Source organism: Streptomyces iakyrus (genome assembly GCF_000717055.1).
Lineage (GTDB): Bacteria > Actinomycetota > Actinomycetes > Streptomycetales > Streptomycetaceae > Streptomyces > Streptomyces iakyrus.
In genome coordinates this window covers 169,329-194,186 of record NZ_JNXI01000012.1, presented here as the reverse complement: position 1 = coordinate 194,186, position 24,858 = coordinate 169,329, and the positions used below count along the sequence as shown (strand labels likewise).

Sequence of the window (24,858 nt, the reverse complement as noted above, 5' to 3'; positions counted from 1 at the left end):
CGGACTCTCGTAAGCCTTCGTGAAGTGAGGTGGAGCGAGGTGGGGGGAGCTCAGGAGGAGTGGAACGGCAGCCCGGCGTCGGCGACCAGCTCCAGGTCGTCGCCCTCCTCGGGGGGCAGCAGCGTCGGTGTCCCGTCGGTGACCGGGACGACGCCCAGCTCCAGCAGCTCGGCCAGGGCGGCGCTGCCGGCCAGGTCGCGGACCTGGAGCTGGTAGCGGGCGGTCGTGCGGTACGTGCCGCCGTGGTCGTCGCCGGTGCGCTGGAGGAAGCCGGAATCGGTGAGGAACGCGACGGCCTTGGCGACGATGCCGGTGGTCGAACCGGCGAGCCTGCGCGCGTCCTTGGTGGCGCCGGTCGCGCTGCGCCGCACCCAGACCCGCCAGGCGGCCTCCAGACCGGGTGCGTCGGTCGCCGGGTCGGTGTTCTCGCCCTGTTCCTCGGCGCGCTCCTCCAGCCGGCGGCAGGCCTGGCGCACGAAGGCGTCGACGCCGTTGACCGTGACGCGGCCGATGTAGCCGTCGTCGGCGAGGTCCTCGGGGCGCGGGAACGCCATGGCGGCGACGGCGAGATGGGCGAGGCCGTGCAGGAACCGGTCGCCGCCGTCGGCGGACGTACGACGCGCGTAGTCGCCCATGCGGACGGCGAACACCGAGTCCTCCGCGGCGGTCACGGCCATGCCCGCCCGCGGGGACACCTCCAGGACGATCAGCCCCAGACCGGTCGCCACGGCGTCCGCGAGCCGCGCGAACGGCGGGTCCTCGCGGTAGCGCCGCAGCAGGTCGGCGTACTCCTGGTCCCGGGCGGGCTGCAGCTTGGGCTGCAGGCCGAAGGACACGAGCCGCGCCGCGTCGGCGGCGTCGGCGGGAGTGACGGCGGCGCCGGCCGTGGGGGCCGGTCCGTCCGGCTCGCTCCACTCGACATGCTCGCTCACGGTCGGGACTCCTTGTGCCACTCGTAATGATTCATGCTGCTTCCGTCCGGTCCGCCGCCATCCCCGCCGCGTCCAGCAGTGCGGTGCCGACGATCAGGTCCGCCCCGCCGAACTCCGGGTCGTCGAGCTCGGTCCCGTCGTCCACGGCGAACAGCAGCTTCTGCTCGCCCTGGCGGTAGGCCGTACCGACCGGCGGGCTGGCGGCGTGCACCGCCAGCAGGGCCACCAGGTAGGGCAGCTCGGGATCCTGCCGCCGGGCCTCGGCGAGGAGCCCCGACAACCGGCGCGGCGCGTCCGCGGGCAGGTCGAGCAGCTCCTGCGCCGCCGCCATCTGCTCCTCGCTGAACCGGCTGTCGTCCGGCGTGGCGATCAGGTCCGGCTCCGGCATCTCCGCACCGAGGTGCTCCCGCTCCGCCGGCGGCGTCAGCAGTATGTCGACGAGGTCGCCGACCCGGACGGAGACCGGCGTGCGCAGCCCGGTGCCGCGGCCGAAGAAGGCGTCGGTGACGCGGGCGGCCTGCTCCAGCGGCAGGGGCAGCACCGGCGAGAGGAGGTGCCCGTACAGGTCCGTCCCCGAGGTCGTCATCGGGGTGGCAAAGGCCTGCCGGTCCTGCTCGGCCCGGAACAGCGGTCCGGCTTCCAGCAGCCGGGACTGCAGCTGTGTGTGCCGTCGGATGCAGTCCTTGACGATGTCGACGAGCTCGGCGGCGCGGCGCTTCTGCTCGGGGTCCTCGGATTCGTCACGCGCCTTGCGGATGTTGGTGAGGATCGCGTTCTCGTGGCGGTAGCGGTCGGCGACGTGCTCCAGCGCCTCGGCGATCATGTCGGGCACGGTGCTCAGCCAGTCCACCGCGCGCACGTTGCGCCGGGTCGCGTCCAGGGCGCGGCGCAGGGTCTCCGAGTACTGGACGGTGCGGTAGCGGGCCTGTTCGGCCGCGAGCTGGGCGTCGGCGAGCCGGCCGCGGCTGATCAGCACCTCCAGCTTGACCTCGGCGGCGATCTGCGCGCTGGTGACGTCCGTGTCGAGGGCGCCGACGAGGACGTTGACCGCTTCGTCCGTCGTACGGAGGTAGACCGTGCCGCCGGGGCCGGGGACCTCCTCGATCAGTTTGAAGTCGTAGTCGCGGCGCACATAGGTGCCGTCCGCCCCGAACGTGCCGTACACGGCGCGGAAGCCGCGGTCGACGCTGCCGACGTTGATCAGGTTCTCCAGGACCCAGCGGGCCACCCGCTCGTGCTCGGCGGCGGGCCGCTGGGCGGCCTGGGCGGCGATGCGCGGGATGAGGCGGGCGACGATCTGGTCGTGGTCCGCGCCCGTGTCGAAGTCCATGTTCAGGGTGACCAGGTCGATGGCCGCGAGGGCGACCTCCGCCATGCCGTACACCGAGTACTCGCCGGCCAGGTTGGCCTTGCGGGCGTCCAGGTCGTGCAGCGGCGCGGTGCATGCGAGCGCGCGCAGCCGCCGCGCCAGGCCCTCGTCGGCGGCCGGCCCCGGGGCGGGGCGCGGCCCCGCGCTGAGCTGGGGCGGAACGCTGTCCGTCGATGCAGGCGAAGTCACGGTGCACAGACTAGGTCCTGGGTCTGACAACCACCCAAACGACGCGGTGCGCCCCCCGGGCCGGCAGCTGCGGGAGGCCTTCAGCCGTCCTCGCCGACCCGCCGCCGGTACACCTCGACCACGCGCTCCAGCGAGTCGTCGAGGTACCCGGCGAGCAGGCTCTCGGCCTTCCCCCGGTCCCCCGCCTGAAGAGCCTCCAGAATTGCGACATTTCGCGCGATGTACGGCTCGTGCAGGCGCTGCGGCTCGTCCACCACGTGGAAGGCCAGCCGCAGTTCGGCGAAGACGCTCCGCATCAGCTCGGCGGTGCGCTCGCTCGCGGCGAGGGCCACCAGTTCCCGGTGGAAGTGGATGTTGGCCGTGCCCACACCCTTCCAGTCACCTTCCCGAGCCGCCCGGCGCCCCTCCTCCACGGCACCGGCGAGACCATCGAGGCCGTACGGGGGCTCGCCCAGACCGCGCACGACGGCGCACTCGACGAGCCGCCGGGTGCGGTAGATGTCCTCGACGTCCTCCACGGTCAGGACCCTGACGAAGACCCCCCGGTTCAGCTCGTGTACGAGCAGACGCTCGTGCGTGAGCAGCCGGAACGCCTCGCGCAGCGTGTTGCGGGAGACACCGAGGGCGCCGCCGATGCTGTCCTCCGACAGGCGGGTGCCGGGAGGGAAGTAGCCCTCGGCGATCCGGCTCCTGAGGATGTCCGAGACCCGCTCCGCGGTGCTGGTGCGCCCCAGGAGAGCCCGGTCGTCGGCGAGGTCCTTCAGCTGCTCTGCCATGCCGGAATTCAATCGCAGATCCCAAGAACGAACCAACATGGGTATTGAGGGATCGTTGAACAATCCTCTACGGTGCTACGCACGGCCTCGCTCCCCCACGGCGGCGCCGGCCGCTTCCGCACGGCACGGCTCACTCCGAAGCACCCTCCGTCCTCCCACTGCGAGGTGCCCATGAGCACGACCCCTCCACCGCAGGCCAAGATCGACGACACACGCCCCGCGAGCCCCGAACGCACCTCGGACGACGGGGCGTTCGGCTGGCTGCGCGCACTGGGCCCGCGCGGCCGCCGCGCCTTCGCCGGTGCCTTCGGCGGCTATGCCCTGGACTCGTACGACTACTTCACGCTGCCGCTGAGCATGGTCGCGCTGTCCGCCTACTTCGGCCTGAACAGCGGCCAGACGGGCCTCTTCACGACGGTCACCCTCGTCGTCTCCGCGGTCGGCGGCGCCCTCGCGGGCGTCCTGGCGGACCGTGTCGGCCGGGTGAAGGCGCTGATGGTCACGGTGATCACCTACGCGGTGTTCACCGTCGCCTGTGGCTTCGCACCCAACTACGAGACGCTGCTGGTCTTCCGCGCCCTCCAGGGCCTCGGTTTCGGCGGCGAGTGGGCGGTCGGCGCGATCCTGGTCGCCGAGTACGCGAGCGCCAAACACCGGGGCCGGACGCTCGGCGCGATCCAGAGCTCCTGGGCGGTGGGCTGGGGCATGGCCGTGATCGCCTACACCGTCATCTTCTCGCTGGCCGGCGACGACCTGGCCTGGCGCATCATGTTCTGGACCGGGGCGCTGCCCGCGCTGCTCGTCATCTGGCTGCGGCGCAGTGTGCACGACGCCCCCGAGGCGGCCGCGGCGCGTGAACAGAGCGCGGAGAAGGGCTCGTTCAAGGCCATCTTCAAGCCCGGCCTGCTGCGGGTCACGATCTTCGCCGGCCTGCTGTCGACCGGTGTCCAGGGCGGCTACTACACGCTGGCCACCTGGGTGCCGACGTATCTGAAGTCCGAGCGCGACCTGTCGGTCGTCGGCACCGGCGGCTATCTGACGTTCCTCATATCGGGCGCCTTCATCGGCTACCTGACCGGCGGCTATCTCACCGACAAGCTGGGCCGGCGGCGCAACATCTGGCTCTTCGCCCTGCTCTCCGCACTCTGCATTCTGGCGTACGCGAACATCCCGAGCGGCGCCAACACCCTGCTCCTGGTGCTCGGTTTCCCGCTCGGGTTCTGCATGTCGGCGATCTTCAGCGGCTTCGGGTCCTACCTGAGCGAGCTGTACCCGACGGCGGTGCGCGGGACGGGGCAGGGCTTCACGTACAACACGGGCCGTGCGGTGGGTGCCGTGTTCCCGACGACGGTCGGGTTCCTGGCCGACAGCTGGGGCGTCGGCGGCGCGCTGGTCTTCGGAGCGATCGGCTACGGCATCGCGGCGCTCGCGCTGCTGGGGCTGCCGGAGACGCGCGGAAAGGAGCTGGCGTGAACCGCACGAGCACCGAGGACCGCCCCCTGCTCCTCATCGACGAGCACGCGCGCGCGTGGAGCCCCGCAACGGCCCGGTCCCGCTTCCGGGCGGGCCTGACCGGCCCCACGGCCGGGGTCGCGGCGGGCCACACCCAGGTCAACCTGATCTCGGTGCCCGCCGACTGGGCCTACGACATGCTGCTGTTCTGCCAGCGCAACCCCAAGCCCTGCCCCGTCCTCGACGTCACGGACGCCGGATCCTGGACGACCGTGCTCGCCGAGGGCGCGGACCTGCGCACCGACCTGCCGCGCTACCGGGTCTGGCAAGACGGCGAGCTGGTGGACGAACCGACGGACGTGCGCGGGTACTGGCGGGACGACCTGGTGTCGTTCCTCATCGGGTGCAGCTTCACCTTCGAGTGGGCGCTGGGCGAGGCGGGCGTGCCGATGCGCCACGTCGAGCAGGGCCGCAACGTGCCGATGTACGTGACGAGCCGGCAGTGCCGTCCGGCGGGGCGGCTGCACGGCCCGCTGGTGGTGTCGATGCGGCCGGTGCCGCCCCGGCGGCTGGCGGCGGCGATCCGGGAGAGCAGTCTCATGCCGGCGGTGCACGGCAGTCCCGTGCACTGCGGCGATCCCTCGGGCCTCGGCATCGACGACCTCGGCCGCCCCGACTTCGGGGACCCGGTGGACGCCGAGCCGGACGACATCCCGGTCTTCTGGGCCTGCGGAGTGACCCCGCAGGCGGCCGTGATGGCCTCGCGTCCGCCGTTCGCCCTCACGCACGCCCCGGGGCAGATGTTCCTCACCGACGCCCGCGACGAGCAGTACCGCGTGGCCTGACAGGAGACACGGCACATGACCTCGATCGACCTGAACGCCGACCTCGGCGAGGGCTTCGGCCGCTGGCGGCTCACCGACGACGAACGACTGCTGTCCGTCGTCACCAGCGCCAACGTGGCCTGCGGCTTCCACGCCGGGGACGCGGTCACCATGCGCCGGGTGTGCGAGCTGGCGGCCGAGCGCGGGGTCCGGATCGGGGCCCAGGTGTCCTACCGGGACCTGGCCGGGTTCGGGCGGCGCGCGATGGACGTGCCGCCCGCCGAACTGGCGGCCGAAGTGGCCTACCAGATCGGTGCGTTGGAGGTCTTCGCACGTGCGGCGGGCGCCCGCGTGGCCTACGTCAAACCGCACGGCGCGCTCTACAACCGGGTCGTGCACGACGAGGAGCAGGCCGCCGCGGTCGTCGACGGCGTGCTCCTCACGGACGCCGCACTGCCCGTCCTCGGGCTGCCCGGTTCGCGCCTGCTGGAGCTGGCCGGGAAGGCCGGACTGCCGGTCGTCACCGAGGCGTTCGCGGACCGGGCGTACACCGACGCGGGCACCCTGGTGCCGCGCACGCTGGAGGGCGCCGTGGTCACCGACCCGGACGCCGTCGTGGAGCGCTCCCTGGGCCTGGCCCGTTCCGGAGAGGTCGTCTCCCGCTCGGGCACGCGTATCGGGGTACGCGCGCGCTCCTTGTGCCTGCACGGCGACACCCCGGGCGCGGTGGAGCTGGCGCGCCGGGTGCGGGAGCGGCTGGAGGCGTCTGGGGTCCGGGTGGAGGCCTTCGCATGAAGGTCCTGCCCGTCGGCGAGGACGCCCTGCTCGTCGAGGTCTCCTCGGGCGACGAGGCCCAGGCCCTGCACGCGGAGCTGCTGCGGCGCCGCGCGGACGGAACGCTGTCGGTCCGCGAGATCGTGCCCGCGGCCCGCACGGTCCTCCTCGACGGCCTCGACGCCCCCGCCCGGCTGGCCGCCGAACTGACCGCCGCCGACCTGCCGGCCGCTCCCCCACGCGCGGGTGACGTGGTGGAGATCGCGGTCCGCTACGACGGCCCGGACCTGGCCGAGGTCGCCGCGCACTGGGGCGTGCCGGTGCGGGAGGTCGCCCGTATCCATAGCGGTACCGAGTTCCGGGTGGCCTTCTGCGGCTTCGCGCCCGGCTTCGGCTACCTCACGGGGCTGCCGCCGCGCTACGACGTTCCGCGCCGGGCCACTCCGCGTACGGCCGTTCCGGCCGGGTCGGTCGCCCTGGCGGGCCCGTACACGGGCGTGTACCCGCGCTCCTCGCCCGGCGGCTGGCAGCTGATCGGCACCACGGACGCCGTGCTGTGGGACCACGCGCGCGTGCCGGCCGCTCTGCTGTCACCGGGCACGCCGGTGCGGTTCGTCCCCGAGGCGGGGTCATGACGGACCGCGCCCTCGCCGTCGTCCGGGCCGGGGCCCTCACCACCGTGCAGGACGCGGGCCGCCCCGGGCACGCCCATCTCGGCGTCCCCCGCTCCGGGGCGCTGGACCGGCCCGCGGCCGGCCTCGCCAACCGGCTCGCCGGAAATCCACCGGGGACGGCCGTGCTGGAGACGACCCTCGACGGCTGTGCCGTACGCCCCCGTTCGACCGTCACCGTGGCGGTCACGGGTGCGTCCTGCCCGGTCACGGTGGACGGACGGCCCGCCGCCTGGGGCGCGCCGGTGCGCGTGCCCGGCGGTGCGCTGCTGGACGTCGGTCCCGCTGTGTCGGGCCTCCGCGCCTACGTGGCGGTCTCCGGGGGCATCGCAGTCGAGCCGGTGCTCGGCAGCCGGTCGACGGACCTGCTGTCAGGGCTCGGCCCGCCCCCGCTCGCGGCCGGGACGGTGCTGCCCCTGGGCCGGCCGGCCGGCGTGCACGCGCGCGTGGACGTCGCCCCGCAGCCGGCGCCCCCGGCCGAGCTGGTGCTGCGGGTGACGCTCGGCCCGCGGGACGGCTGGTTCACGCCCGAGGCCGTACGGGCGTTCGTTTCCCGGCCCTACCGGGTGTCCTCCGCGAGCAACCGCATCGGCCTGCGCACCGAGGGGCCCGCCCTGGAGCGGGCTTGGCCGGGTGAACTCGCCAGCGAGGGCATGGTCCTGGGCGCCGTGCAGGTCCCGCCGGACGGCAGGCCGGTGGTGTTCCTGGCCGACCACCCGACCACCGGGGGCTACCCGGTGATCGCCGTCGTCCGCGCCGCCGACCTCCCGGCCGCCGCTCAGGCGGTCCCGGGCACACCGGTCCGCTTCGTGGCCGTACGCCGCCGCTAAACCCCGCCTCTGCGGGAGACCCACCTGTCTATAACGTCCGTCAGTTTCAGACCTAGGCCGCGTCCGCCCGCTCCACCACCGCCAGGGCGGCCAGCGCGGCGGACACCGCGGCCGAGGCCCGCAGGTCGAGCCGGGCGCTCGTGCCGCGGGCGCGGTGCCGGAGTTCCTCGGCGGCCAGGGTCAGGAGCTGGGGCAGCAGGTCGGTGCATCGGCGTGCCACCCAGCCGGTGCCGGCCGTGGCCAGCCACCACAGGCTCGCCGCCTTCGCCGGGGCGGGGAACTCGGGTTCCGCCGACGGAGCGGGCCCCGTAGCGAGGACGTGCTCCGCGAGCAGCGCGTGGAAGCGCAGGGCAAGTTGCCGGTGCCCGCGTTCCCCGGGGTGCAGCCGGTCCGCGCTCCACAGGGCACGGTCGGTGGTCCAGTCGCCCTCGCACGCGTGCAGGTGCAGCGCCCCGTACCGCTCGGACAGGGCGTGCACCACCATGTTCACGGCCCGCTGCCGCCGGGCCAGTGGATCGGCGAGGGCGGCCGGCACGCCGAGCATCCTGCCCGGGTCGGGCAGGCACGCGGTGAGCAGGACGGCGCCGTGCTCCGTACAGGCCGCGTACACCCGGTCGAGCCGGGTGGCCACGGCCTGGATGTCGAACGTGCAGCGCAGGGTGTCGTTGACGCCGACGACCACGGACACGAGGCCGGGCCGCAGGTCCAGCGCGGCCGGCAGCTGCCGCTCCAGCACGTCCCGGGTCTGTGAGCCGCTCACCGCGAGGTTGGTGAACGCGGCCGGCTCCTCGGAAAGCCCGTCGGCGAGCAGCGCGGCCCAGCCGCGCCACGCCCCGCCTCCGACGGGGTCTCCCACACCCTCGGTGAGCGAGTCCCCGAGGGCCACGAATCGCGGCGGCCCGAGCGGGCCGGGCCCCGGGGGTCTCATGCCACGCCCCCGGGCACGAACGGCCGAACCGGACGCACGGGGACGGCCACGTCGTGCGCGGCGAGAAACGCGTCGACCGCCGCGTTCCACCCGAAGCACTCCGCACGCGCGCGTGCCGCCTCGCGCCGGTCCGCCTCCCGGCGTTCCAGCAGGAGGTCCACAGCGTCAGCGAACGCCTCGCCGTGGTCCGCCGCGACGGCACCGGCGGCACCGATCACCTCCGACAGCGCCGACGAGGCGCTCGCTACCACGGGCGTGCCGCAGGCCATGGCCTCCAGCGCGGCGAGCCCGAAGGTCTCGGCCGGCCCCGGGGCCAGTGCCACGTCGGCGGACGCCTGGAGCGCACCCAGCAGCCCGCGGTCGGAGACGTGCCCGAGGAAGGTGACCGGCAGGCCGCTTTCGCGCGCCCGCCGTTCGAGCCCGGCCCGCAGCGGACCGTCCCCGGCCACCACCAGCACGGCCCGGCGGCCGCTCCGCCGCAGCGCCTGGAGGGCGTCCAGCGCCGTGCCGGGCCGCTTCTCCACGGACAGCCGCGAGCACATCACGAGCAGCGTCTCGTCGACGCGCGCGTGCCGCTCCCGTACCTCCGGGTCGCGCAGCGCCGGGTGACGCTGCACCAGATCGACACCGAGCGGGGCCCGGACGACGTTGCGGGCCCCGATCCGCACGAACTCCCGCTCGGCGAACTCGGTGGTGCACACCACGCGCGCGTAGGTGTGGGCCGTACGGACGTTGAGGGCGTCCGCGGCACGCCGGGCGGCCCCCTCGGGCACACCCCAGGTGCGCAGCACCCCGTCGGCCGTCTCGTGGGAGACCATCACGGCCGGGATCCGGGCGCGGCGCGCCCACTTGCCGGTCCAGCGCAGGGTCGTCCGGTCGGACACCTCCAGCCGGTCGGGGGCGAGTTCCTCCAGGAGCCGGGCCACCCGCCGCTTGTCGGCGAGGACGCGGTAGCCGCCGGTGCCGGGCAGCAGCGGCCCCGGAAGAGTGATCACCCGCCCCTGCTCGGTCTCCCGGTCGCTCATGCGCTCGCCGGGGACCACGAGGACGGGTTCGTGGCCCGCCGCCTTGAAGCCCTTGCCGAGTTCACGCAGCGCGGTGCGCAGACCACCGGAGGAGGGGGCGACGAAGTTGGCGAGCCGGACGATCCGCAGCGACCGGGTGCTGCCGCCGGAGCGGGAGTCGATCATGCCGCCACCGCCGTCCGGCGCCCGGCGAGCACCTTGGCGTAGTGCCCGATCAGCTGGTCTCCGACGGCCGCCCAGGTGCGGCCCTCGACCGTGGCGCGCCCGGCGGCGCCGAAGGCGGCCCGCAGCCCGGCGTCGGCGGCCAGGGACCGCACCGCGTCGCGGACGGCGCTCGCGTCGCGCGGCGGCACCAGCAGGCCGGTACGCCCGTGCGCGACCAGGTCCAGCGGCCCGCCCGCGGCGGGCGCCACCACCGGCAGGCCACTGGCCATGGCCTCCTGGACCGTCTGGCAGAACGTCTCGAACGGGCCCGTGTGGGCGAAGACGTCGAACGAGGCGAAGACCCGGGCGAGGTCGTCACCGGTGCGCCGGCCGAGGAAGACGGCACCCGGCAGCGCCTGTTCCAGACCGGGCCGGCTGGGTCCGTCGCCGACGATCACGACTCGGACGCCCTCCAGGGCACAGACGTCGGAGAGGAGTTCGACCTGCTTCTCGGGGGCGAGCCGGCCGACGTAGCCGACGATCACCTCGCCGTTCGGGGCGAGTTCCCGCCGCAGGGTCTCGTCACGCCGGTCGGGCCGGAAGCGCTCGGTGTCCACGCCGCGCGGCCACAGCTCGACGCGCGGCACACCGTGGGTCTCCAGGTCACGCAGGGCAGCGCTGGACGGGGCGAGGGTGAGGTCGCAGGCGCCGTGCACGGAGCGGATGCGCCGCCAGGCAGCAGCCTCGCCGGCGCCCATGTAGGTACGGGCGTAGCCGGCCAGGTCGGTCTGGTAGACGGCGACGGCCGGGATGCCGAGGCGCGCGGCTGCGGCCATGCCGCGCACACCGAGGACGAAGGGGCTGGCGAGGTGGACGACATCGGCGCGGTGCTCGACGAGGGTGGCGGCCAGGCGGCGGCTGGGGAGGGCGACGCGCACCTGGGGGTAGCCGGGGAGCGGGAGGGAGGGGACGTGGACGACGGGGCACGGCGCTGAGGCGTCGGGCTTGTTGCCGGGCGCGGGGGCCGGGGCGACGACGACGGGGGCGTGACCGCGATCGACGAGGTGCCGGGCGGTCTGGAGCGCGCAGTGGGCCACGCCGTTCACATCGGGGGGAAAGGATTCGGTCACGATGACGACACGCATACCGCTGTTGTCGCCGTGCCGGACGTGGCCGCGTCAACGTGGATCTTTCCGGCCGAGGAACGTCCTATGAGCGTTCTGAGGTGCACCCGCGCAGGTCAGGCGGCGTCCATGCCCTCCTGACCCGCGAGTCATCCCGTGTTCACCCCGGAGGCGTGCATCCGCCCCGCCCTCCCGTCGGAGGGGGGTCACACAGCGGTCTCCTCGGGCCCGATCCGGCTGCGTACGGCCGTCTGCACCTCGTCCTCCTCGGCCGGGTCGGCGGCGAGCCGTCGCAGTCGCTCGACGACACGGGTGTCGCCGGTCTCGGCGTGCCGGGCGGCGATCTCCCGGGTGGTCTCCTCGCAGTCCCACAGGCACTCGACGGCGAAGCCGGTGGCGAAGGAGGGGTCGGTGGCGGCCAGGGCCCGGGCGGCGCGGCCGCGCAGATGGGAGGAGGCGGTCTCGCGGTAGACGTGGCGCAGTACGGGGGCGGCGCAGGCGATGCCGAGCCGTCCGGTGCCGTCCACGAGGGTCCACAGGGTCTGGGCGTCGGGGCCTTCGCCCCTCACGGCCTCACGTAGCGCGGCGAGGACCAGGTCGCGGTCCTGCACCCCGCCCCGGCAGGCGAGGACGCGTCCGGCGGCCGCGCCCAGCGCGTCGGGTCGCGGGGCCCAGCCGCGCGCGCGGTCCACGGCGGCCAGTGAGCGCATTCGTTCGAAGGCGTCGACGGCCGCGTCCACGACGAGGGTCGAGCCGGTGGTGACCGCGCCCTCGATGAGATCTAGGGCGTCGGGATCGTTGCCGTCGGCGAGGTACCTCAGGGCCGTGCACCGGGCTCCGTCGGTGCCGTCCCGCGCCGCCCGGACGATCTCGGCCCGGTCCTCGGGGCCCGCCACGGCGGTGAGACAGCGGGCGGCCGGCACATGGAGGGCGGCACCGCGGTCGATGCCCTGCTGGGCCCACTCGAAGACGGCCTGCACGCTCCACCCCGGGCGGGGGCCGGAGGGCCGCATCTGCCGCTGCCAGCGGTCGAAGGACCCCGTCTCGTGAGCGGCACGCACGCGTGCGGCGACGGATGCGCGCGGATCCTCGGCCCACAGGCGCCACGGCCGGGGCTCGAAGGCGTCCCGGACGGTGGCGGCCAGTTCGGCATCGCCCTCCGGGTCGGCGGGGAACCGGGCGAGGACGGGTGCGGCAAGGGCGCGCAGGCCCGCGTCGTCGTCCCTGAGGGCGAGTTCGTCGAGGGCCCAGGCCCAGTTGGACCCGTGGGCGGCGTACCTGCGCAGCAGTTCCAGCGCGTCCCGCCTGCCGTAGGAGGCGAGGTGCCCGAGGACGGCGAGGGCGAGCCCGGTGCGGGTCTCGTCGGTGTCGAGGACGTCCTCGGCGCAGAAGAGATGCGCCTCGACCTCGTCCAGCTCGCCGTTCAGGTCGAGGTAGAGGCGGGCGTAGTAGAGGGAGCGGTTCTCCACCTGCCAGTCGTGGCGGGGATCGCGCAGCACACAGTGGTTCAACGCCGCCAGCGCCTCGGGGCGCGGGGCGGTGAGCGCGTGCAGCGTGCCGTCGCCGCGGCCCCGCTGAAGCAGGCCGAGCAGCGTACCGCTAGGCGCTATGACCGGATCGAACATGGGAAACAGCCTCACATCAAGCGTCGACGCAACCGGGGACGTGTACTACCTGGCCGCGCGACAACACGTCGGAGTGCCCGCCGTTTCCTGCTTGCTGTAGACCATCTTCCTCTGCCTCTCGTCGGTGGCCCTTGCGGACCGCGTCACGGCCCGCGCGGTGCGGCAAAACCTGCCCAACCATCACGTCCGTGAACCACGTCGTCATGATGACTCGGCACTCTCGTCCGCCGCGACCGAAATTTCGGCGGCCCTGTACCGCCTCCCCCGTTTTCCGTGTCTGTGCTGGTCAGACCTGTCGGTTCAGTGCTCGCCGAACAGTTCGAGCAATTGCGTCCGCCCGAACATCCGGGCGGTGTCGACGGCCGACGGCGTTCCGATCGACGGATCGGCGCCGCCCTCCAGAAGGGCCTTGATCACGTCCGTCTCGCCCTTGAAGACCGCTCCGGCGAGCGGGGTCTGACCCCGGTCGTTCACCCGGTCGGCCTCGGCGCCGCGCTCCAGCAGCGCACGCACCGCGTCGGAGTGGCCGTGGTAGGCGGCGAGCATCACGAGCGAGTCGCCGCGGTCGTTGGTGAGGTTGGCCGGAACACCCGCCTCGACGTACGCCACGAGCGCCTCGGTCTGTCCCCGCCGGGCCAGATCGAAGATCTTCGTCGCCAGCTCCACGACCTCGGGGTCGGGGACTTCGGTCATCGGCCGGACCGCCTCTCCACTGCGCATCGTCTCGGTGCGTACGACTGCGAGGGACGCAGCCGTACGAGTGAATCGCCAGGGTACTGGCTCGTGCGGCACATGACCCGATGTGCCCGAGGTAAAGATCAGCACAGACCCGGACAAGCGCAACCACCCGGCTCCACCGGGCCCGGGACCACTCCGCCACTGGGTGCAAATCGTTCGATTTTCACCCAGTTGCACCTTTTATCGTATGGATACATGCTGTGAGCCTGGAAGTACTCATGGTGACTGTCCCCGCGAAACCAGGAGAACTCAAATGATCCTCTCCATCTCAGGCGTGGTCCTGCTCGGCATCGTCGTCTTCATCTTCTTCCGCAAGGACGGACTGAAGGCGTCCCATGCCGTGGTCGCCATGCTGTTCGGCTTCTATCTGGCGAGTACGGCCATCGCCCCGAGCATCAAGGCGGGCGGCGAGAGCCTGGCGAGCCTCCTCGGCGGCATCAAGTTCTGACGCCACGCTCCCGTACGCATCCCGCCTGTACGCACTCCCTGGAGGCAGCAGTGGCCCGGCGCCCCCTCCCCCGCATTCTGAGCAACGGCAGCGCGCAGCTCGCCCGGAGCCGGGAGTTGGCCCGGACGGCCGCCGACAGCGCCACCGACGTCCTCCACCCGCTGATCACGATCGCGCGGGGTCTGCGCCGGCTGGCAGCGGCCGGACGGCGCAGATGGACCGAGACGCCCAAGGAGCGACGGGGGGCGCTGCTGTTCCTGGCGGCCTCCGTGGTCCTGGTCGTGGCGCTGGTGCCGTACGGACCGCTGCTCGCCGCCATCACCCTGATGGCGGCGGCGGCGTGGCAGGGCCGGGACCGCTCTCCGGCAGCGTCCGACGGGCCCGACGAGTCGCAGACCCAGCGGCTGACGTCGCTGTACGAGGCGCTGGTGCCGTACTTCTCCGCCGCCGAGGACCCCGAGCCGCTGTACTCCCACGGCGGCGCCTGGGACAAGGCCTTCCCCACCTACGCCTTCGACGGCGGAGGCCGCATCTCGCAGCTGGTGATCCGCTACCCGGCGTACTTCACCGACGGCGAGGCCGAGGCCCGCGCCCGGATCGAGCACCTCCTCGCGGCCAAGTCGGGCCGGGGCCGCGAATACCACTTCACGTGGGACGAGGAGGGCAACCAGTTGACAGTGGGCGTACTCCTGCCGCTGCCCGTCGACATCGCAGCCCAGCGTTTCGTCACCACCCCCGGCGAGACGGTTCTCGGCTTCACCGACCCCACCCGGGTCCAGCGCACGCTCCCCCTCACCCAAGGGGAACGGCAACGGGACGTGCCGCCGGTCGTCTGGCGCACGGGCCTGCGCTCCACCGAGCCGCACCTGCTGGCTCTCGGCCAGCCGGGCAGCGGCACCTCCACCCTGCTGCGGTCCATCGCCCTGCAGGCCCTGCTCCACGGCGACGTGGTGATCATCGACGGCGGCGGCACCGGCGAGTACGCCTGCCTGACCGGCCGGGACGGCGTCCTGGCGGTCGAGGCGGGGCTCGCCGGGGTCACGGCCAGCCTGGAGTGGGCGGCGACCGAGACGGAGCGCCGCCTCATCGCCGCCAACCGGGCCCACCAGGCCGGCGACCCGCCGCCCGACGACACCAAGCGCCCGCTGTGGATCCTCCTCGACCGTCCGACGGCCTTCACCCACCTGGCCACGGCGGACGGCCGCAAGGATCCGCAGTCCCTCCTCCAGGTCCCCCTCCGGCACGGCCGCCCGGCGAACGTGACGGTGGTCGTGGCCGACCAGCTGGACAGCATGGACGCCCTGAGCGACCCGGTGCGCCGGCACACCCGCGCCCGTGTGGTCCTCGGCCCGGCGACGGCGGAGGAACTGGAGTCGGTCCTGGGCGCGCCCCCGCACACCACTCCGATCGACGAGCTCCCGCCCGGCCGCGGCTATGCCCGCCTCGGTTCGGGGCCGGTCCACCGCCTCCAGGTGCCGGCCACCCCGAACCCCTACGACGACGCGACGCCCGACGCCCTCTGCGAGGCGGTCCTCAGCCTGCTGCCGCCGCGCACGACCCCGGCGGACGGCGAGACGATCCCGGAGCAGGACCAGTCGGAAGACGCACCGGAGCCGGCGGCGGAGGAAGCGGAGCCGGAACCGGAGCCCGGGGCCCCGCAGACGCCGGAAGCGGCTCCGGCCGCGGTGCCCGTCCTGACCAAGGAGACCTAGCCAGGCCTCCGGCTTTCGCCCCCCCCGGCCGACGTACCCGTCCGGCGCTACGCCACGAACGTACGCGGCGCCTCCGCGTTCCCCACCGCACCGCTCTCCACCAGCGCCGCCGCAGCGGCCAGCCGCACGGCGGCCTCCTCGGCCACCGCGCCGCCCACGGTGAACGGCAACCGCACGTACCCCTCGAAGGCCCCGTCCACCCCGAACCGCGGCCCGGACGGCACCCGCACGCCCACGCGCTCCCCCGCCTCGGCCAGCCGTGACCCGGACAGGCCGCCCGTGCGCACCCACAGCGTCAATCCGCCTTGCGGCACCTCGAACTCCCACCCGGGCAGCTCCCGCCGCACCGCGGCCACCAGCTCGTCCCGGTTCGACCGCGCCTGCTCCCGCCGCACCTCCACGGCCTGCTCCCAGCCCCCGGTCCCGAAGAGCCAGTTCACCGCCAACTGCTCCAGCACCGGCGTACCGAGATCGGCGTAGGCCCGGGCGGCGACCAGGCTGCGGATCACGTCCGGCGCGGCCCGCACCCACCCGATCCGCATTCCGGCCCAGAACGCCTTGCTGGCCGACCCCACCGTGATCACCGTCGACCCGGCGGGATCGAACGCGCACACCGGCCGCGGCATCCGCACGTCCGCGTCGAGCCACAGCTCGCTCATCGTCTCGTCCGCGATCAGCACCGTCCCCGCGGACCGTGCCGCGTCCACCAGCCGCCGCCGCTGGTCCTCGTCGGCGAGCGCCCCGGTCGGGTTGTGGAAGTCGGCGACGACGTACGCGATGCGGGGGGCGGCGTCCCGCAGGACCTGCCGCCAGCGGTCCATGTCCCACCCGGTGAGCCCCTCGGCCATGGCCACGGGCACCAGCCGGGCCCCGGCCTCCCGCATCAGCTGGAGGATGTTGGCGTACGAGGGCGACTCGACGGCGACGCGCTCACCCCGCCCGGCGAACAGATGGCAGATGGCGTCGATCGCGCCCATCGCCCCGGTCGTCACCATGATCTGCTCGGGCATGGTCGGAATCCCGCGCGCGGTGTACCGCTCGGCGATCATCGCCCGCAGCGCGGGCAGCCCGGCGGGGTAGTCGCCGTGCGTGTGCGCGTAGGGCGGCAGTTCCTCCAGGGCGCCCTGGACGGCCCGGGTGAGCCAGGGTTCGGGAGCGGGGAGGGCGGCGCAGCCGAGGTCGATCAGCGAGCCGAGGGCCTCCGGAGGCAGGGGCTCGAGACCGCGCGCGGGCAGCGGGTTCCCGGCCGGGACGGCGGTCCAGCTGCCGGCGCCGCGCCGGGACTCCAGGAACCCCTCGCTGCGCAGCGCCTCGTACGCGGCGGCGACCGTCGTGCGGCTGACGGACAGGGAGAGGGCGAGTTCTCGTTCGGCGGGCAGCCGGGCTGCCACCGGGACCCGTCCTTCGAGCACCAGCAGCCGGATGCCGTCGGCGAGGGCACGGTAGGCCGGCGGCCGGCGCGTGCCGGGTCCCGCCGGGCGGTCCTGCTGGGAGCCGAGGAGCCGGGCGAGCTGCGCCGCACCCACGGCCGAAGTCCACTCCGCCATCGAAATCAGTCCACCTTCCCCGGATTGGCCATGGATGGCCTCTCCACTCAAGCCACAGGGTGTCATGCAGCAGTCCACTACCGCCACACAGGGGGCGCATCATGTTCACGCGGGACCGGCTCACCCGGCGACTCGTCCAGCTCTACACCGGTCTCGCGCTGTACGGCGCGAGTTCGGCTCTGCTCGTCCGGTCGGGGCTCGGCCTGGAGCCGTGGAACGTGCTGCACCAGGGGCTGGCCGAGCGGACCGGTCTGTCGATCGGCGTCGTCCTGACCCTCGTGGGCGCGGCGGTGCTGCTCGCGTGGATCCCGCTGCGCCAGCGGCCGGGCCTTGGCACGATCTCCAACGTGCTGGTCATCGGCATGGCGATGGACGCGGCGCTGGTTCTGGTGCCCGACGCGCACGGCCTGGTGCCGCGCATCACGCTGATGCTGGCGGGGATCGTCCTGAACGGCGCGGCGACCGGCCTGTACATCGCGGCCCGCTTCGGACCGGGCCCCCGGGACGGCCTCATGACCGGACTGCACCAGCTCACCGGCGTCTCGATCCGGCTGGTGCGCACGGGCATCGAGCTCACCGTCGTCGCGACCGGTTTCGCCCTCGGCGGCACCGTCGGGATCGGCACCCTTCTGTACGCCCTGGCGATCGGCCCCCTGGCCCAGGCGTTCCTGCGCGTGTTCGCCGTCCCCGCGGCATCCGGCGTCAGCACCACCGTTGCCACCGGTCAACCCCGAGGGGCGATACTGCGTCCGTGACCCCGCGGATACGCCATCCCTACCTCGACCATCCCGGCCCCATCGCCTTCGCCCACCGAGGTGGAGCCGCGGACGGCCTGGAGAACACCGTGCGGCAGTTCCGGTGCGCGGTCGAGGCCGGATACCGGTACATCGAGACCGATGTGCACACCACCCGGGACGGCAGACTCGTCGCCTTCCACGACGCGACCCTGGACCGGATGACGGACGGCGCCGGCCGGATCGCGGATCTGCCGTGGCAGGAGGTACGGCAGGCGCGCGTGGCGGACGGGGAACCGCTGCCCCTCTTCGAGGAGCTCCTGGAGACCTTCCCCGGCGTGCGCTGGAACGTGGACGTCAAGGCGGAGGCCGCCCTGCTGCCCTTCCTCGACCTGGTCGGCCGGACGGACTCCTGGGAGCGGATCTGCCTCGGCTCGTTCTCCGAGGCACGGGTGGTCCGCGCCCAGCGACTGGCCGGCCCCCGCCTGGCCACGTCCTACGGCACACGCGGCGTGCTGGGCCTGCGGCTGCGCTCCTGGGGACTGCCGGCCGCGGTCCGCCGCTCGGCGGTGGCCGCCCAGGTCCCCGAGATCCAGTCGGGGATCCAGGTCGTGGACCGGCGCTTCCTGCACGCCGCCCATGCACGCGGGCTCCAGGTGCACGTGTGGACCGTCAATGACGCCGAGAGCATGCACCGGCTTCTCGACCTGGGCGTGGATGGCATCATGACCGATCACATCGACACGTTGCGCAAGGTCATGGAGGACCGCGGCGTCTGGGCCTGAGGCCCACGTCCGACCCCTCTGCGCGTTCATGGGGAAGCGAGGGCACGGGTGGGCAACGACACCGTGCGGACACCGCCGGCCGACGGTGCGGCGGAGCTGAGGCGCGAGCAGCGCGGCTGGTACTTCTACGACTGGGCCTGCTCCGTCTACTCGACGAGCGTGCTGACCGTGTTCCTCGGCCCCTATCTGACCTCGGTCGCCAAGTCGGCCGCGGACGCCGACGGGTACGTCCATCCCCTCGGCATCCCGGTGCGGGCCGGCTCCTTCTTCGCCTACTCGGTGTCCCTGTCGGTGATCGTGGCCGTGCTGGTGATGCCGCTGGTGGGCGCCGCCGCCGACCGCACCGGCCGCAAGAAGCCCCTGCTCGCGGCCGCCGCCTACACCGGCGCCACGGCCACGGCGGCCATGTTCTTCCTGGATGGCGACCGCTACCTGCTGGGCGGGGCCCTCCTGATCGTCGCGAACGCCGCGCAGTCCGTGGCGATGATGCTCTACAACTCCTACCTGCCGCAGATCGCCCCGCCCGAGCAGCGGGACGCCGTCTCCTCCCGCGGCTGGGCCTTCGGCTACGCGGCGGGTTCACTGGTCCTCGTCGCGAACCTGGTCCTCTACACGGGGCACGAGGGTTTCGGCCTCTCCGAGAGCACGGCGGTCCGCGTCTGCCTGGCCTCGGCGGGCCTGTGGTGGGGCGCGTTCGCCCTCATCCCGCTGCGGCGGCTGCGCGATCGCAGGACGGCCGGGCGGGAGGCGGCCCTGCCGGGCTTCAAGCAGCTCGCGGCGACGGTCCGCGACATGCGCCGCCACCCGCTGACGCTGGCCTTCCTGCTCGCCTACCTCGTCTACAACGACGGCATCCAGACTGTGATCTCCCAGGCCTCGGTCTACGGCTCCGAGGAGCTCGGGCTCGGGCAGTCCACCCTCATCGGTGCCGTGCTGCTGGTGCAGGTGCTGGCGGTGGCGGGCGCGCTGACCATGGGCCGGCTGGCCCGGGCGTACGGGGCCAAGCGCACGATCCTCGGTTCGCTGGTCGCGTGGACGGTGACGCTGGCGGCCGGGTACTTCCTGCCGGCCGGGGCGCCGGTGTGGTTCTTCGTCCTGGCCGCCGGGATCGGCCTGGTCCTGGGCGGCAGCCAGGCACTGTCGCGCTCGCTGTTCTCCCACCTGATCCCGCCGGGCAAGGAGGCCGAATACTTCTCGGCGTACGAGATGAGCGACCGCGGCATGAGCTGGCTCGGGCCGCTGCTGTTCGGGATCACCTACCAGCTGACCGGGAGCTACCGGGACGCGATCATCTCGCTGGTGGCCTTCTTCGTTCTCGGGTTCGTCCTGCTCGCGCGGGTGCCGGTGCGGCGTGCGATCGGCGAAGCGGGGAATCCGGTTCCCGACAGGATTTAGCACTCGGAGCGAAAGGGCTGTAGTGTACGCGTTTGGCCTGCCAGGCGGACCGTTACTGCGCGTCAAAGATGCCGAAACGCTGGGTTATATCTGCTATCAGATGTGACAAACCGGGCGCTGGTGGGTACAACAAGGGCGGCTACGACGGCGACGCATGACCCGGAACGGGACTCGGAACGGGAATCTTTACCGCCGACCGGACGTTGACCGGATGACGACGACAGCGACACCTGTCCTGTGGGCGACAAGCCCGGGAGGCACGATTCATGAGTGAGCGAGCTCTTCGCGGCACGCGCCTCGTGGTGACCAGCTACGAGACGGACCGCGGCATCGACCTGGCCCCGCGCCAGGCCGTGGAGTACGCATGCGAGAAGGGGCACCGCTTCGAGATGCCCTTCTCGGTCGAGGCGGAGATCCCGCCGGAGTGGGAGTGCAAGGTCTGCGGGGCCCAGGCACTCCTGGTGGACGGCGACGGCCCGGAAGAAAAGAAGGCCAAGCCCGCGCGTACCCATTGGGACATGCTGATGGAGCGGCGCACCCGCGAGGAGCTCGAAGAGGTCCTCGAGGAGCGCCTGGCGGTTCTGCGATCCGGGGCGATGAACATCGCTGTTCATCCCCGCGACAGCCGCAAGTCGGCATAGCCCCGCGAGGGCCTGGCCGAAGTAACAGCGCATCAGAAGACCGCGGGCGCCGTACGAGAAGTACGGCGCCCGCGGTCTTCCGCGTGTTCGCTGCACGGGCTGCCGGGTGTCCGGCGCCGGGGGCTGCCGCTTGTCCGGCGCCCGGGGCTGCCGGGTGCCCGACACCCGGGCTCGCGCTTTGCCCGGTGCCCGGATCTGCCGGGTCTGCGGCGCCCGGAGGCTGCCGCCGTGTCCGACGCCCGGGGCTGCTGGGTGTCCGGTGCCCGGGACTGACGCTTGCCCGGTGCCCGGAGCTGCCGGGTGCCCGACGCCCGGAGGCTGCCGCCGTGTCCGACACCCGGGGGCTGCCGGGTGTCTGACACCCGAAGCTGCCAGGTGTCCGGTGCCCGGGACTGGCGCTGGTCCGGCGCCCGGAGGCTGCCGCCCTGTCCGACACCCGGGGGCTGCCGGGTGTCCGACACCCGGGCTCGCGCTGCCCGGTGCCCGGAGCTGCCGGGTGTCCGGCGCCCTGGCCAGGCGCTTGCCCGGTGCCCGGGCGTGTGCACCCGGGGAGGGCTCAGTGCGTCAGCGGCGGGTGGGGCGGCTGTGGGGCGCCCCCGGGCTCGTCCCTGATGACCTCGCCCTGGACGACCTTGCCGTCGGGCTGGTGCATCCGGGCCTGCTGGAAGGCGCCGCCCAGGGTGCCCGGGCGGGCCTCCCTGAGCTTGCGCTCGAAGGTGCGCTCCGCCGAGCGGCTCACGGCCTTCTGGACCGGCGGCAGCAGCAGGAGCAGGCCCACCGCGTCCGACGCCAGGCCGGGGATGATCAGGAGCAGACCGCCCAGCATCATCAGGCCGTTGCCCTCACTGTTGGGCCGCGCCGCGTCGGGCATCACACCGCTCTGCTGCTGTTGCAGCGCCTCGGAGAGCTTGCGGAAGGCCCGTCGGCCGGCCCGCTTGATGACGAGCGAGCCCAGGACGAGACCCGCCAGCAGGACGAGGAAGACCACCAGCCCGCTGGTCGCCCCCGCGACCAGCATGAGCAGCCAGATCTCCAGCACGAACCACGCGGCGACGCCCAGCGGCAGGAACGTACGCAGCCGGGAGCGCTGGGGCCGGGCAGGGGGCAGCGGGGTCTGAGCGCCAGTCGTCATGCCTCCAGTGTGCCTGGCCCCGGCTCAGCACGGGATAAGGCCACCATCAGCTGTTTCTGTGAAGGTCCGGCCCGGTCCCGTCGGGCGCGCGGTCACGGCTTCGAGGGTCTGCCGCCGCGCCCCGTGACCTTGCCGACCCGCTCTCCCACTCCCCAGGCCGTGACGCGCCACAGCGCCTCGACGAGGATGTCGCGGCTCATCTTGGAATCGCCGAGTTCACGCTCGACGAAGGTGATCGGCACCTCGACCACGTGGTAGTCGGCCCGTACCGCGCGGCGCGCTAGGTCGACCTGGAAGCAGTACCCCTGCGAGGCGACCTCGTCGAGGCCGAGGCCCTCCAGGGTCTCGCGGCGGAAGGCGCGGTAGCCGCCGGTGATGTCGCGCAGCGGCAGGTCGAGCGCCAGCCTCGAGTACAGGCTGCCGCCCCGGGAGATCACCTCGCGGGACTTCGGCCAGTTCACCACCCGGCCGCCCGGCACCCAGCGCGAGCCCAGGACCAGGTCGGCGCTCTTGAGAGCGGTGAGCAGACGGGGCAGCTCCTCGGGCTGGTGGGAGCCGTCGGCGTCCATCTCGACCAGCACGCCGTAGTCGCGCTCCAGGCCCCAGCGGAAGCCCGCGAGGTAGGCGGCGCCGAGGCCCTCCTTGCCCTTGCGGTGCAGCACGTGGACGTGGTCGTCCTCGACGGCCACTTCGTCGGCCAGCTTGCCCGTGCCGTCCGGGCTGTTGTCGTCGGCCACGAGCACGTGCGCCTCGGGGACGGCCTTGCGTACCCGGCCGACGATGCTCTTGATGTTCTCCGCCTCGTTGTAGGTCGGGATGATCACCAAGGCCGTACCGAGCGGGCCGAACTTCCTCACCTGGGCTTCTGCCGCGAGGGTTCCGTCGCCGTCGTTCACTGCTGCCCCTTCATGTTCATACGCAGGGGTCCACCATAGTGGGCCCCGCCTGCGCTGACGTGACAGGACGTTCGAATCGTGGTGTCGAATCCGCAAGACGCGGGTAAGACGGCGCCTCCGGGTGTGCGCGTACGGCGGATGGGGGCCCGGCGCCCTTCGGGCCGGCCTGGGATCCGCCGGCTGCGGATCGACCGAGAGCCGTTGTCTACTGAGCGCCCGGGCCCCACCCGGGTCACACCTCCCCGACCGGCCGGAACGTACCCTCGGCGCTGCGCCGGCCTGAGCCTGGCTCCCAGTGGCGGTGCCCCGGTGCGGCACACCGTCCCTGACCCGGCGGCGCCGCGGCGAGTGCTCGGACGTTCCCGGTCGGGCGTCCGGTGGTGGACTCGGACGAACCTACCGGCCTCCTGCGGCCGCCTGTCAACAGCCCTCCGACCTGCGCATCTTACGGCAAAGCCCTGGTCAGGGCCGAGGATGCGCAGGTCGCGTGCCGGGGGCGCGGCGCACGACTTCATGCGCGCCGCCCCCGTAGATCACTCGCCCGGCCCTACGAAGACCGTGCGTCCGCCCACGACGGTGCGCAGGCAGACGGGCAGGTCGTGGCCCGGAGTGAGGTCGGGCAGTCCGGGGGTGCCGGAGCGGGGGTCCGTCGACCAGCGGGCGACGCGGTCGTCCGGGGCCTGGACGACGAGTTCGCCGGTGCGCCAGACGGCATAGTCGGCGGGGGCGCCGGGGACCAGCACGCCCGCGTCGTCCCGTCCGACGGCCCGCCAGCCGCCGCGCGTGTGGGCCGTGAACGCGGCGCGCACGGAGACGCGATGCTCCGGCGTGCGGTGGAAGGCGGCGGCCCGGACCGTGCCCCACGGGTCGAGCGGGGTGACCGGGCTGTCGGAGCCGAACGCGAGCGGGACACCGGCGCGCAGCAGGGCCGCGAAGGGGTTCAGGGCCCCGGCCCGCTCCTTCCCGAGCCGCTGCGCGTACATGCCCTCCTCGCCGCCCCACAGGGCGTCGAACGCGGGCTGCACGGAAGCGGTGAGGCCCAGTTCGGCGAAGGCGGCGACACTCTCCGGGGTGAGCATCTCGGCGTGCTCGACGCGGTGCCGGGCGGCCCGGATCCGGCCGAGCCCGAGCTTGTCGGCGGCGGCGCGCACGCCCTCCACCACGGCGTCCACGGCGGCGTCGCCGATGGCGTGGAAACCGGCCTGCAGCCCCGCCTCCGTGCACGCCACGACGTGCGCCGCGACAGCGGCGGCGTCCAGGTAGGCGATGCCGGTGTGCCCGGCGTCGGCGTAGGGCTGGTGCAGACAGGCCGTGTGCGAGCCGAGGGCGCCGTCGACGAACAGGTCCCCCGCGGCGCCCGCCGCGCCCAGCTCCCGCGCCTTGGCGACGTCCTGCTCGGCCCAGTAGCCGACGACCCGCGGCCCGGGCTCCTCCCCCGCGAGGCGCAGCAAGCCGGTGAAGTCGTCCTCGGAGGAGATCTCGGGCCCGGCGCACTCGTGGACCGTGCCGATCCCGAGCGAGACGGCGTGCGCGAGGGCGGCGCGCTGCGCCTGCGTGCGCTGCTGCGGCGTCACGGCGGCGAACGCCGCGCGCCGCACGGCGTGATGGGCGTCCGTGGTGAGCGGGCCGTCCGCACGGGTGACATCGGGAACCAGGTCGAGCAGGGCGGAGCTCACGACCGCCGAGTGGACGTCGATCCGGCTGAGGTAGAGGGGCCGGCGCCCGGTCGCCTCGTCGAGTTCGGCCCGCGTCGGGGGCCTGCCTCCGGGCCAGCGGGCGGCGTCCCACCCGTGCCCGAGCAGGACGCGGTCGCCCGGACGCTCGGCGGCGAAGTCCCGTACGAGGGCGAGGGCGGCTTCGAGGGAGGGTGCGCCGGACAGATCGAGCCCGGTGAGGGCGAGCCCCGTGGCGGTGGTGTGCACATGCGCGTCCGTGAACGCCGCGGTGACCAGGGCCCCGTCGAGGTCGACCACCTCGTCCACCCCGTCGGCGAAGGCGTCAGCGGCCCCCTCGGACCCGACCCACGCGACCTGCCCCCGCTCCACGACCATGGCGGTGGCGAAGGGATCGGCGGGGCTGTGGACCTCTCCACGGCGGAGAAGAACGGTCTTGGGCGGGGCGGTGGACTCACTCATGGAGCACAGTCTCACAGGGGTGGGGGTGACGC

Annotated in this window: 23 protein-coding genes; 11 read left to right on the top strand and 12 right to left on the bottom strand. The window is 73.4% G+C overall.

Annotated elements, in window-relative coordinates; all coding sequences use genetic code 11:
* Positions 1 to 50: 50 nt before the first annotated feature.
* From OO68_RS19795 to OO68_RS19785, 3 genes are all read right to left on the bottom strand, one after another.
* A complete protein-coding gene (locus tag OO68_RS19795) occupies positions 51 to 932 on the bottom strand; it encodes a hypothetical protein (RefSeq protein WP_033309732.1) in 882 nt (293 codons plus the stop codon).
* 31 nt (positions 933 to 963) lie between these two features.
* Positions 964 to 2,490: a hypothetical protein gene (locus OO68_RS19790; protein ID WP_033309731.1), complete on the bottom strand. Its 1,527-nt coding sequence runs from the start codon at positions 2,488 to 2,490 to the stop codon at positions 964 to 966.
* Between the two features lie 80 nt (positions 2,491 to 2,570).
* Complete coding sequence (locus tag OO68_RS19785; RefSeq protein ID WP_033309730.1) at positions 2,571 to 3,266, bottom strand: GntR family transcriptional regulator; 696 nt, start codon at positions 3,264 to 3,266, stop codon at positions 2,571 to 2,573.
* A 171-nt stretch (positions 3,267 to 3,437) separates the two neighbouring features.
* On the opposite strand from OO68_RS19785, the gene OO68_RS19780 reads away from it, so the two are divergent.
* The 5 genes from OO68_RS19780 to OO68_RS19760 are packed head-to-tail and all read left to right on the top strand — an operon-like array spanning position 3,438 to position 7,817.
* Positions 3,438 to 4,739, top strand: a complete 1,302-nt coding sequence (locus OO68_RS19780; RefSeq protein ID WP_033309729.1) for an MFS transporter — start codon at positions 3,438 to 3,440, stop codon at positions 4,737 to 4,739.
* A complete protein-coding gene (locus tag OO68_RS19775; RefSeq protein WP_033309728.1) occupies positions 4,736 to 5,563 on the top strand; it encodes a putative hydro-lyase in 828 nt (275 codons plus the stop codon). Before OO68_RS19780 ends, OO68_RS19775 begins: the two co-directional genes overlap by 4 nt.
* Positions 5,564 to 5,578: 15 nt before the next feature.
* Complete coding sequence (locus OO68_RS19770; RefSeq protein ID WP_033309727.1) at positions 5,579 to 6,337, top strand: LamB/YcsF family protein; 759 nt, start codon at positions 5,579 to 5,581, stop codon at positions 6,335 to 6,337.
* A complete protein-coding gene (locus OO68_RS19765; protein WP_033309726.1) occupies positions 6,334 to 6,951 on the top strand; it encodes a 5-oxoprolinase subunit B family protein in 618 nt (205 codons plus the stop codon). Before OO68_RS19770 ends, OO68_RS19765 begins: the two co-directional genes overlap by 4 nt.
* On the top strand, positions 6,948 to 7,817 hold the full coding sequence (locus OO68_RS19760) for a 5-oxoprolinase subunit C family protein (RefSeq protein WP_033309725.1): 870 nt from the start codon (positions 6,948 to 6,950) through the stop codon (positions 7,815 to 7,817). Before OO68_RS19765 ends, OO68_RS19760 begins: the two co-directional genes overlap by 4 nt.
* Positions 7,818 to 7,869: 52 nt before the next feature.
* Here the strand turns inward: OO68_RS19760 and OO68_RS19755 are convergent, their stop codons facing one another.
* The 5 genes from OO68_RS19755 to OO68_RS19735 all read right to left on the bottom strand — a co-directional run bounded on the left by OO68_RS19755 (position 7,870) and on the right by OO68_RS19735 (position 13,356).
* Entirely contained in the window at positions 7,870 to 8,745 is an 876-nt protein-coding gene (locus tag OO68_RS19755) for an SGNH/GDSL hydrolase family protein (protein ID WP_051814727.1), read from the bottom strand.
* A complete protein-coding gene (locus OO68_RS19750; RefSeq protein WP_033309723.1) occupies positions 8,742 to 9,935 on the bottom strand; it encodes a glycosyltransferase in 1,194 nt (397 codons plus the stop codon). Before OO68_RS19750 ends, OO68_RS19755 begins: the two co-directional genes overlap by 4 nt.
* Positions 9,932 to 11,059, bottom strand: a complete 1,128-nt coding sequence (locus tag OO68_RS19745; protein ID WP_033309722.1) for a glycosyltransferase family 4 protein — start codon at positions 11,057 to 11,059, stop codon at positions 9,932 to 9,934. The genes OO68_RS19750 and OO68_RS19745 overlap by 4 nt, the downstream gene beginning before the upstream one ends.
* A gap of 185 nt (positions 11,060 to 11,244) precedes the next feature.
* Complete coding sequence (locus OO68_RS19740; RefSeq protein ID WP_033309721.1) at positions 11,245 to 12,663, bottom strand: HEAT repeat domain-containing protein; 1,419 nt, start codon at positions 12,661 to 12,663, stop codon at positions 11,245 to 11,247.
* Between the two features lie 300 nt (positions 12,664 to 12,963).
* On the bottom strand, positions 12,964 to 13,356 hold the full coding sequence (locus OO68_RS19735) for an ankyrin repeat domain-containing protein (RefSeq protein WP_033309720.1): 393 nt from the start codon (positions 13,354 to 13,356) through the stop codon (positions 12,964 to 12,966).
* A 298-nt stretch (positions 13,357 to 13,654) separates the two neighbouring features.
* Here OO68_RS19735 and OO68_RS19730 point away from each other — a divergent pair, with 298 nt between their 5' ends.
* Both OO68_RS19730 and OO68_RS19725 read left to right on the top strand, forming a co-directional pair.
* Positions 13,655 to 13,849 (top strand): hypothetical protein, encoded by a 195-nt coding sequence (locus tag OO68_RS19730; protein ID WP_030843336.1) that lies wholly within the window; start codon positions 13,655 to 13,657, stop codon positions 13,847 to 13,849.
* A gap of 50 nt (positions 13,850 to 13,899) precedes the next feature.
* A complete protein-coding gene (locus OO68_RS19725; protein ID WP_033309719.1) occupies positions 13,900 to 15,561 on the top strand; it encodes a P-loop NTPase family protein in 1,662 nt (553 codons plus the stop codon).
* A gap of 47 nt (positions 15,562 to 15,608) precedes the next feature.
* Here OO68_RS19725 and OO68_RS19720 read toward each other — a convergent pair whose 3' ends face one another.
* Positions 15,609 to 17,108 (bottom strand): SCO1417 family PLP biosynthesis transcription factor, encoded by a 1,500-nt coding sequence (locus OO68_RS19720; RefSeq protein ID WP_033309718.1) that lies wholly within the window; start codon positions 17,106 to 17,108, stop codon positions 15,609 to 15,611.
* Positions 17,109 to 17,209: 101 nt separating this feature from the next.
* Between OO68_RS19720 and yczE the strand changes: the two genes are divergently transcribed.
* The 4 genes from yczE (at position 17,210) to OO68_RS19700 (ending at position 20,663) form a co-directional block, all read left to right on the top strand.
* The gene (gene yczE / locus OO68_RS19715) at positions 17,210 to 17,863 is read left to right on the top strand and encodes a membrane protein YczE (protein ID WP_033309717.1); all 654 of its coding nucleotides are present in this window, start codon (positions 17,210 to 17,212) and stop codon (positions 17,861 to 17,863) included.
* Positions 17,860 to 18,627 (top strand): glycerophosphodiester phosphodiesterase family protein, encoded by a 768-nt coding sequence (locus tag OO68_RS19710; RefSeq protein WP_033309716.1) that lies wholly within the window; start codon positions 17,860 to 17,862, stop codon positions 18,625 to 18,627. Before yczE ends, OO68_RS19710 begins: the two co-directional genes overlap by 4 nt.
* A gap of 48 nt (positions 18,628 to 18,675) precedes the next feature.
* Entirely contained in the window at positions 18,676 to 20,022 is a 1,347-nt protein-coding gene (locus OO68_RS19705) for an MFS transporter (protein WP_033309715.1), read from the top strand.
* Positions 20,023 to 20,288: 266 nt separating this feature from the next.
* Entirely contained in the window at positions 20,289 to 20,663 is a 375-nt protein-coding gene (locus OO68_RS19700; RefSeq protein ID WP_003977404.1) for an RNA polymerase-binding protein RbpA, read from the top strand.
* Between the two features lie 556 nt (positions 20,664 to 21,219).
* Here the strand turns inward: OO68_RS19700 and fxsA are convergent.
* The 3 genes from fxsA to OO68_RS19685 form a co-directional block, all read right to left on the bottom strand.
* Positions 21,220 to 21,795 carry an FxsA family membrane protein gene (fxsA, locus tag OO68_RS19695; RefSeq protein ID WP_033309714.1) on the bottom strand — a complete coding sequence of 192 codons (576 nt, stop codon included), beginning with the start codon at positions 21,793 to 21,795 and terminating at the stop codon, positions 21,220 to 21,222.
* A 92-nt stretch (positions 21,796 to 21,887) separates the two neighbouring features.
* Positions 21,888 to 22,691 carry a polyprenol monophosphomannose synthase gene (locus OO68_RS19690; protein WP_033309713.1) on the bottom strand — a complete coding sequence of 268 codons (804 nt, stop codon included), beginning with the start codon at positions 22,689 to 22,691 and terminating at the stop codon, positions 21,888 to 21,890.
* Between the two features lie 533 nt (positions 22,692 to 23,224).
* Positions 23,225 to 24,826, bottom strand: a complete 1,602-nt coding sequence (locus OO68_RS19685) for an amidohydrolase (protein WP_033309712.1) — start codon at positions 24,824 to 24,826, stop codon at positions 23,225 to 23,227.
* Positions 24,827 to 24,858 lie beyond the last annotated feature (32 nt).

Coding starts and splice junctions, on each gene's coding strand:
- OO68_RS19785 (WP_033309730.1), bottom strand. CDS start 3,266: ATGGCAGAGCAGCTGAAGGACCTCGCCGACGACCGGGCTCTCCTGGGG.
- OO68_RS19780 (WP_033309729.1), top strand. CDS start 3,438: ATGAGCACGACCCCTCCACCGCAGGCCAAGATCGACGACACACGCCCC.
- OO68_RS19770 (WP_033309727.1), top strand. CDS start 5,579: ATGACCTCGATCGACCTGAACGCCGACCTCGGCGAGGGCTTCGGCCGC.
- OO68_RS19765 (WP_033309726.1), top strand. CDS start 6,334: ATGAAGGTCCTGCCCGTCGGCGAGGACGCCCTGCTCGTCGAGGTCTCC.
- OO68_RS19760 (WP_033309725.1), top strand. CDS start 6,948: ATGACGGACCGCGCCCTCGCCGTCGTCCGGGCCGGGGCCCTCACCACC.
- OO68_RS19755 (WP_051814727.1), bottom strand. CDS start 8,745: ATGAGACCCCCGGGGCCCGGCCCGCTCGGGCCGCCGCGATTCGTGGCC.
- OO68_RS19750 (WP_033309723.1), bottom strand. CDS start 9,935: ATGATCGACTCCCGCTCCGGCGGCAGCACCCGGTCGCTGCGGATCGTC.
- OO68_RS19745 (WP_033309722.1), bottom strand. CDS start 11,059: ATGCGTGTCGTCATCGTGACCGAATCCTTTCCCCCCGATGTGAACGGC.
- OO68_RS19740 (WP_033309721.1), bottom strand. CDS start 12,663: ATGTTCGATCCGGTCATAGCGCCTAGCGGTACGCTGCTCGGCCTGCTT.
- OO68_RS19735 (WP_033309720.1), bottom strand. CDS start 13,356: ATGACCGAAGTCCCCGACCCCGAGGTCGTGGAGCTGGCGACGAAGATC.
- OO68_RS19730 (WP_030843336.1), top strand. CDS start 13,655: ATGATCCTCTCCATCTCAGGCGTGGTCCTGCTCGGCATCGTCGTCTTC.
- OO68_RS19720 (WP_033309718.1), bottom strand. CDS start 17,108: ATGGCGGAGTGGACTTCGGCCGTGGGTGCGGCGCAGCTCGCCCGGCTC.
- yczE (WP_033309717.1), top strand. CDS start 17,210: ATGTTCACGCGGGACCGGCTCACCCGGCGACTCGTCCAGCTCTACACC.
- OO68_RS19700 (WP_003977404.1), top strand. CDS start 20,289: ATGAGTGAGCGAGCTCTTCGCGGCACGCGCCTCGTGGTGACCAGCTAC.
- fxsA (WP_033309714.1), bottom strand. CDS start 21,795: ATGACGACTGGCGCTCAGACCCCGCTGCCCCCTGCCCGGCCCCAGCGC.
- OO68_RS19685 (WP_033309712.1), bottom strand. CDS start 24,826: ATGAGTGAGTCCACCGCCCCGCCCAAGACCGTTCTTCTCCGCCGTGGA.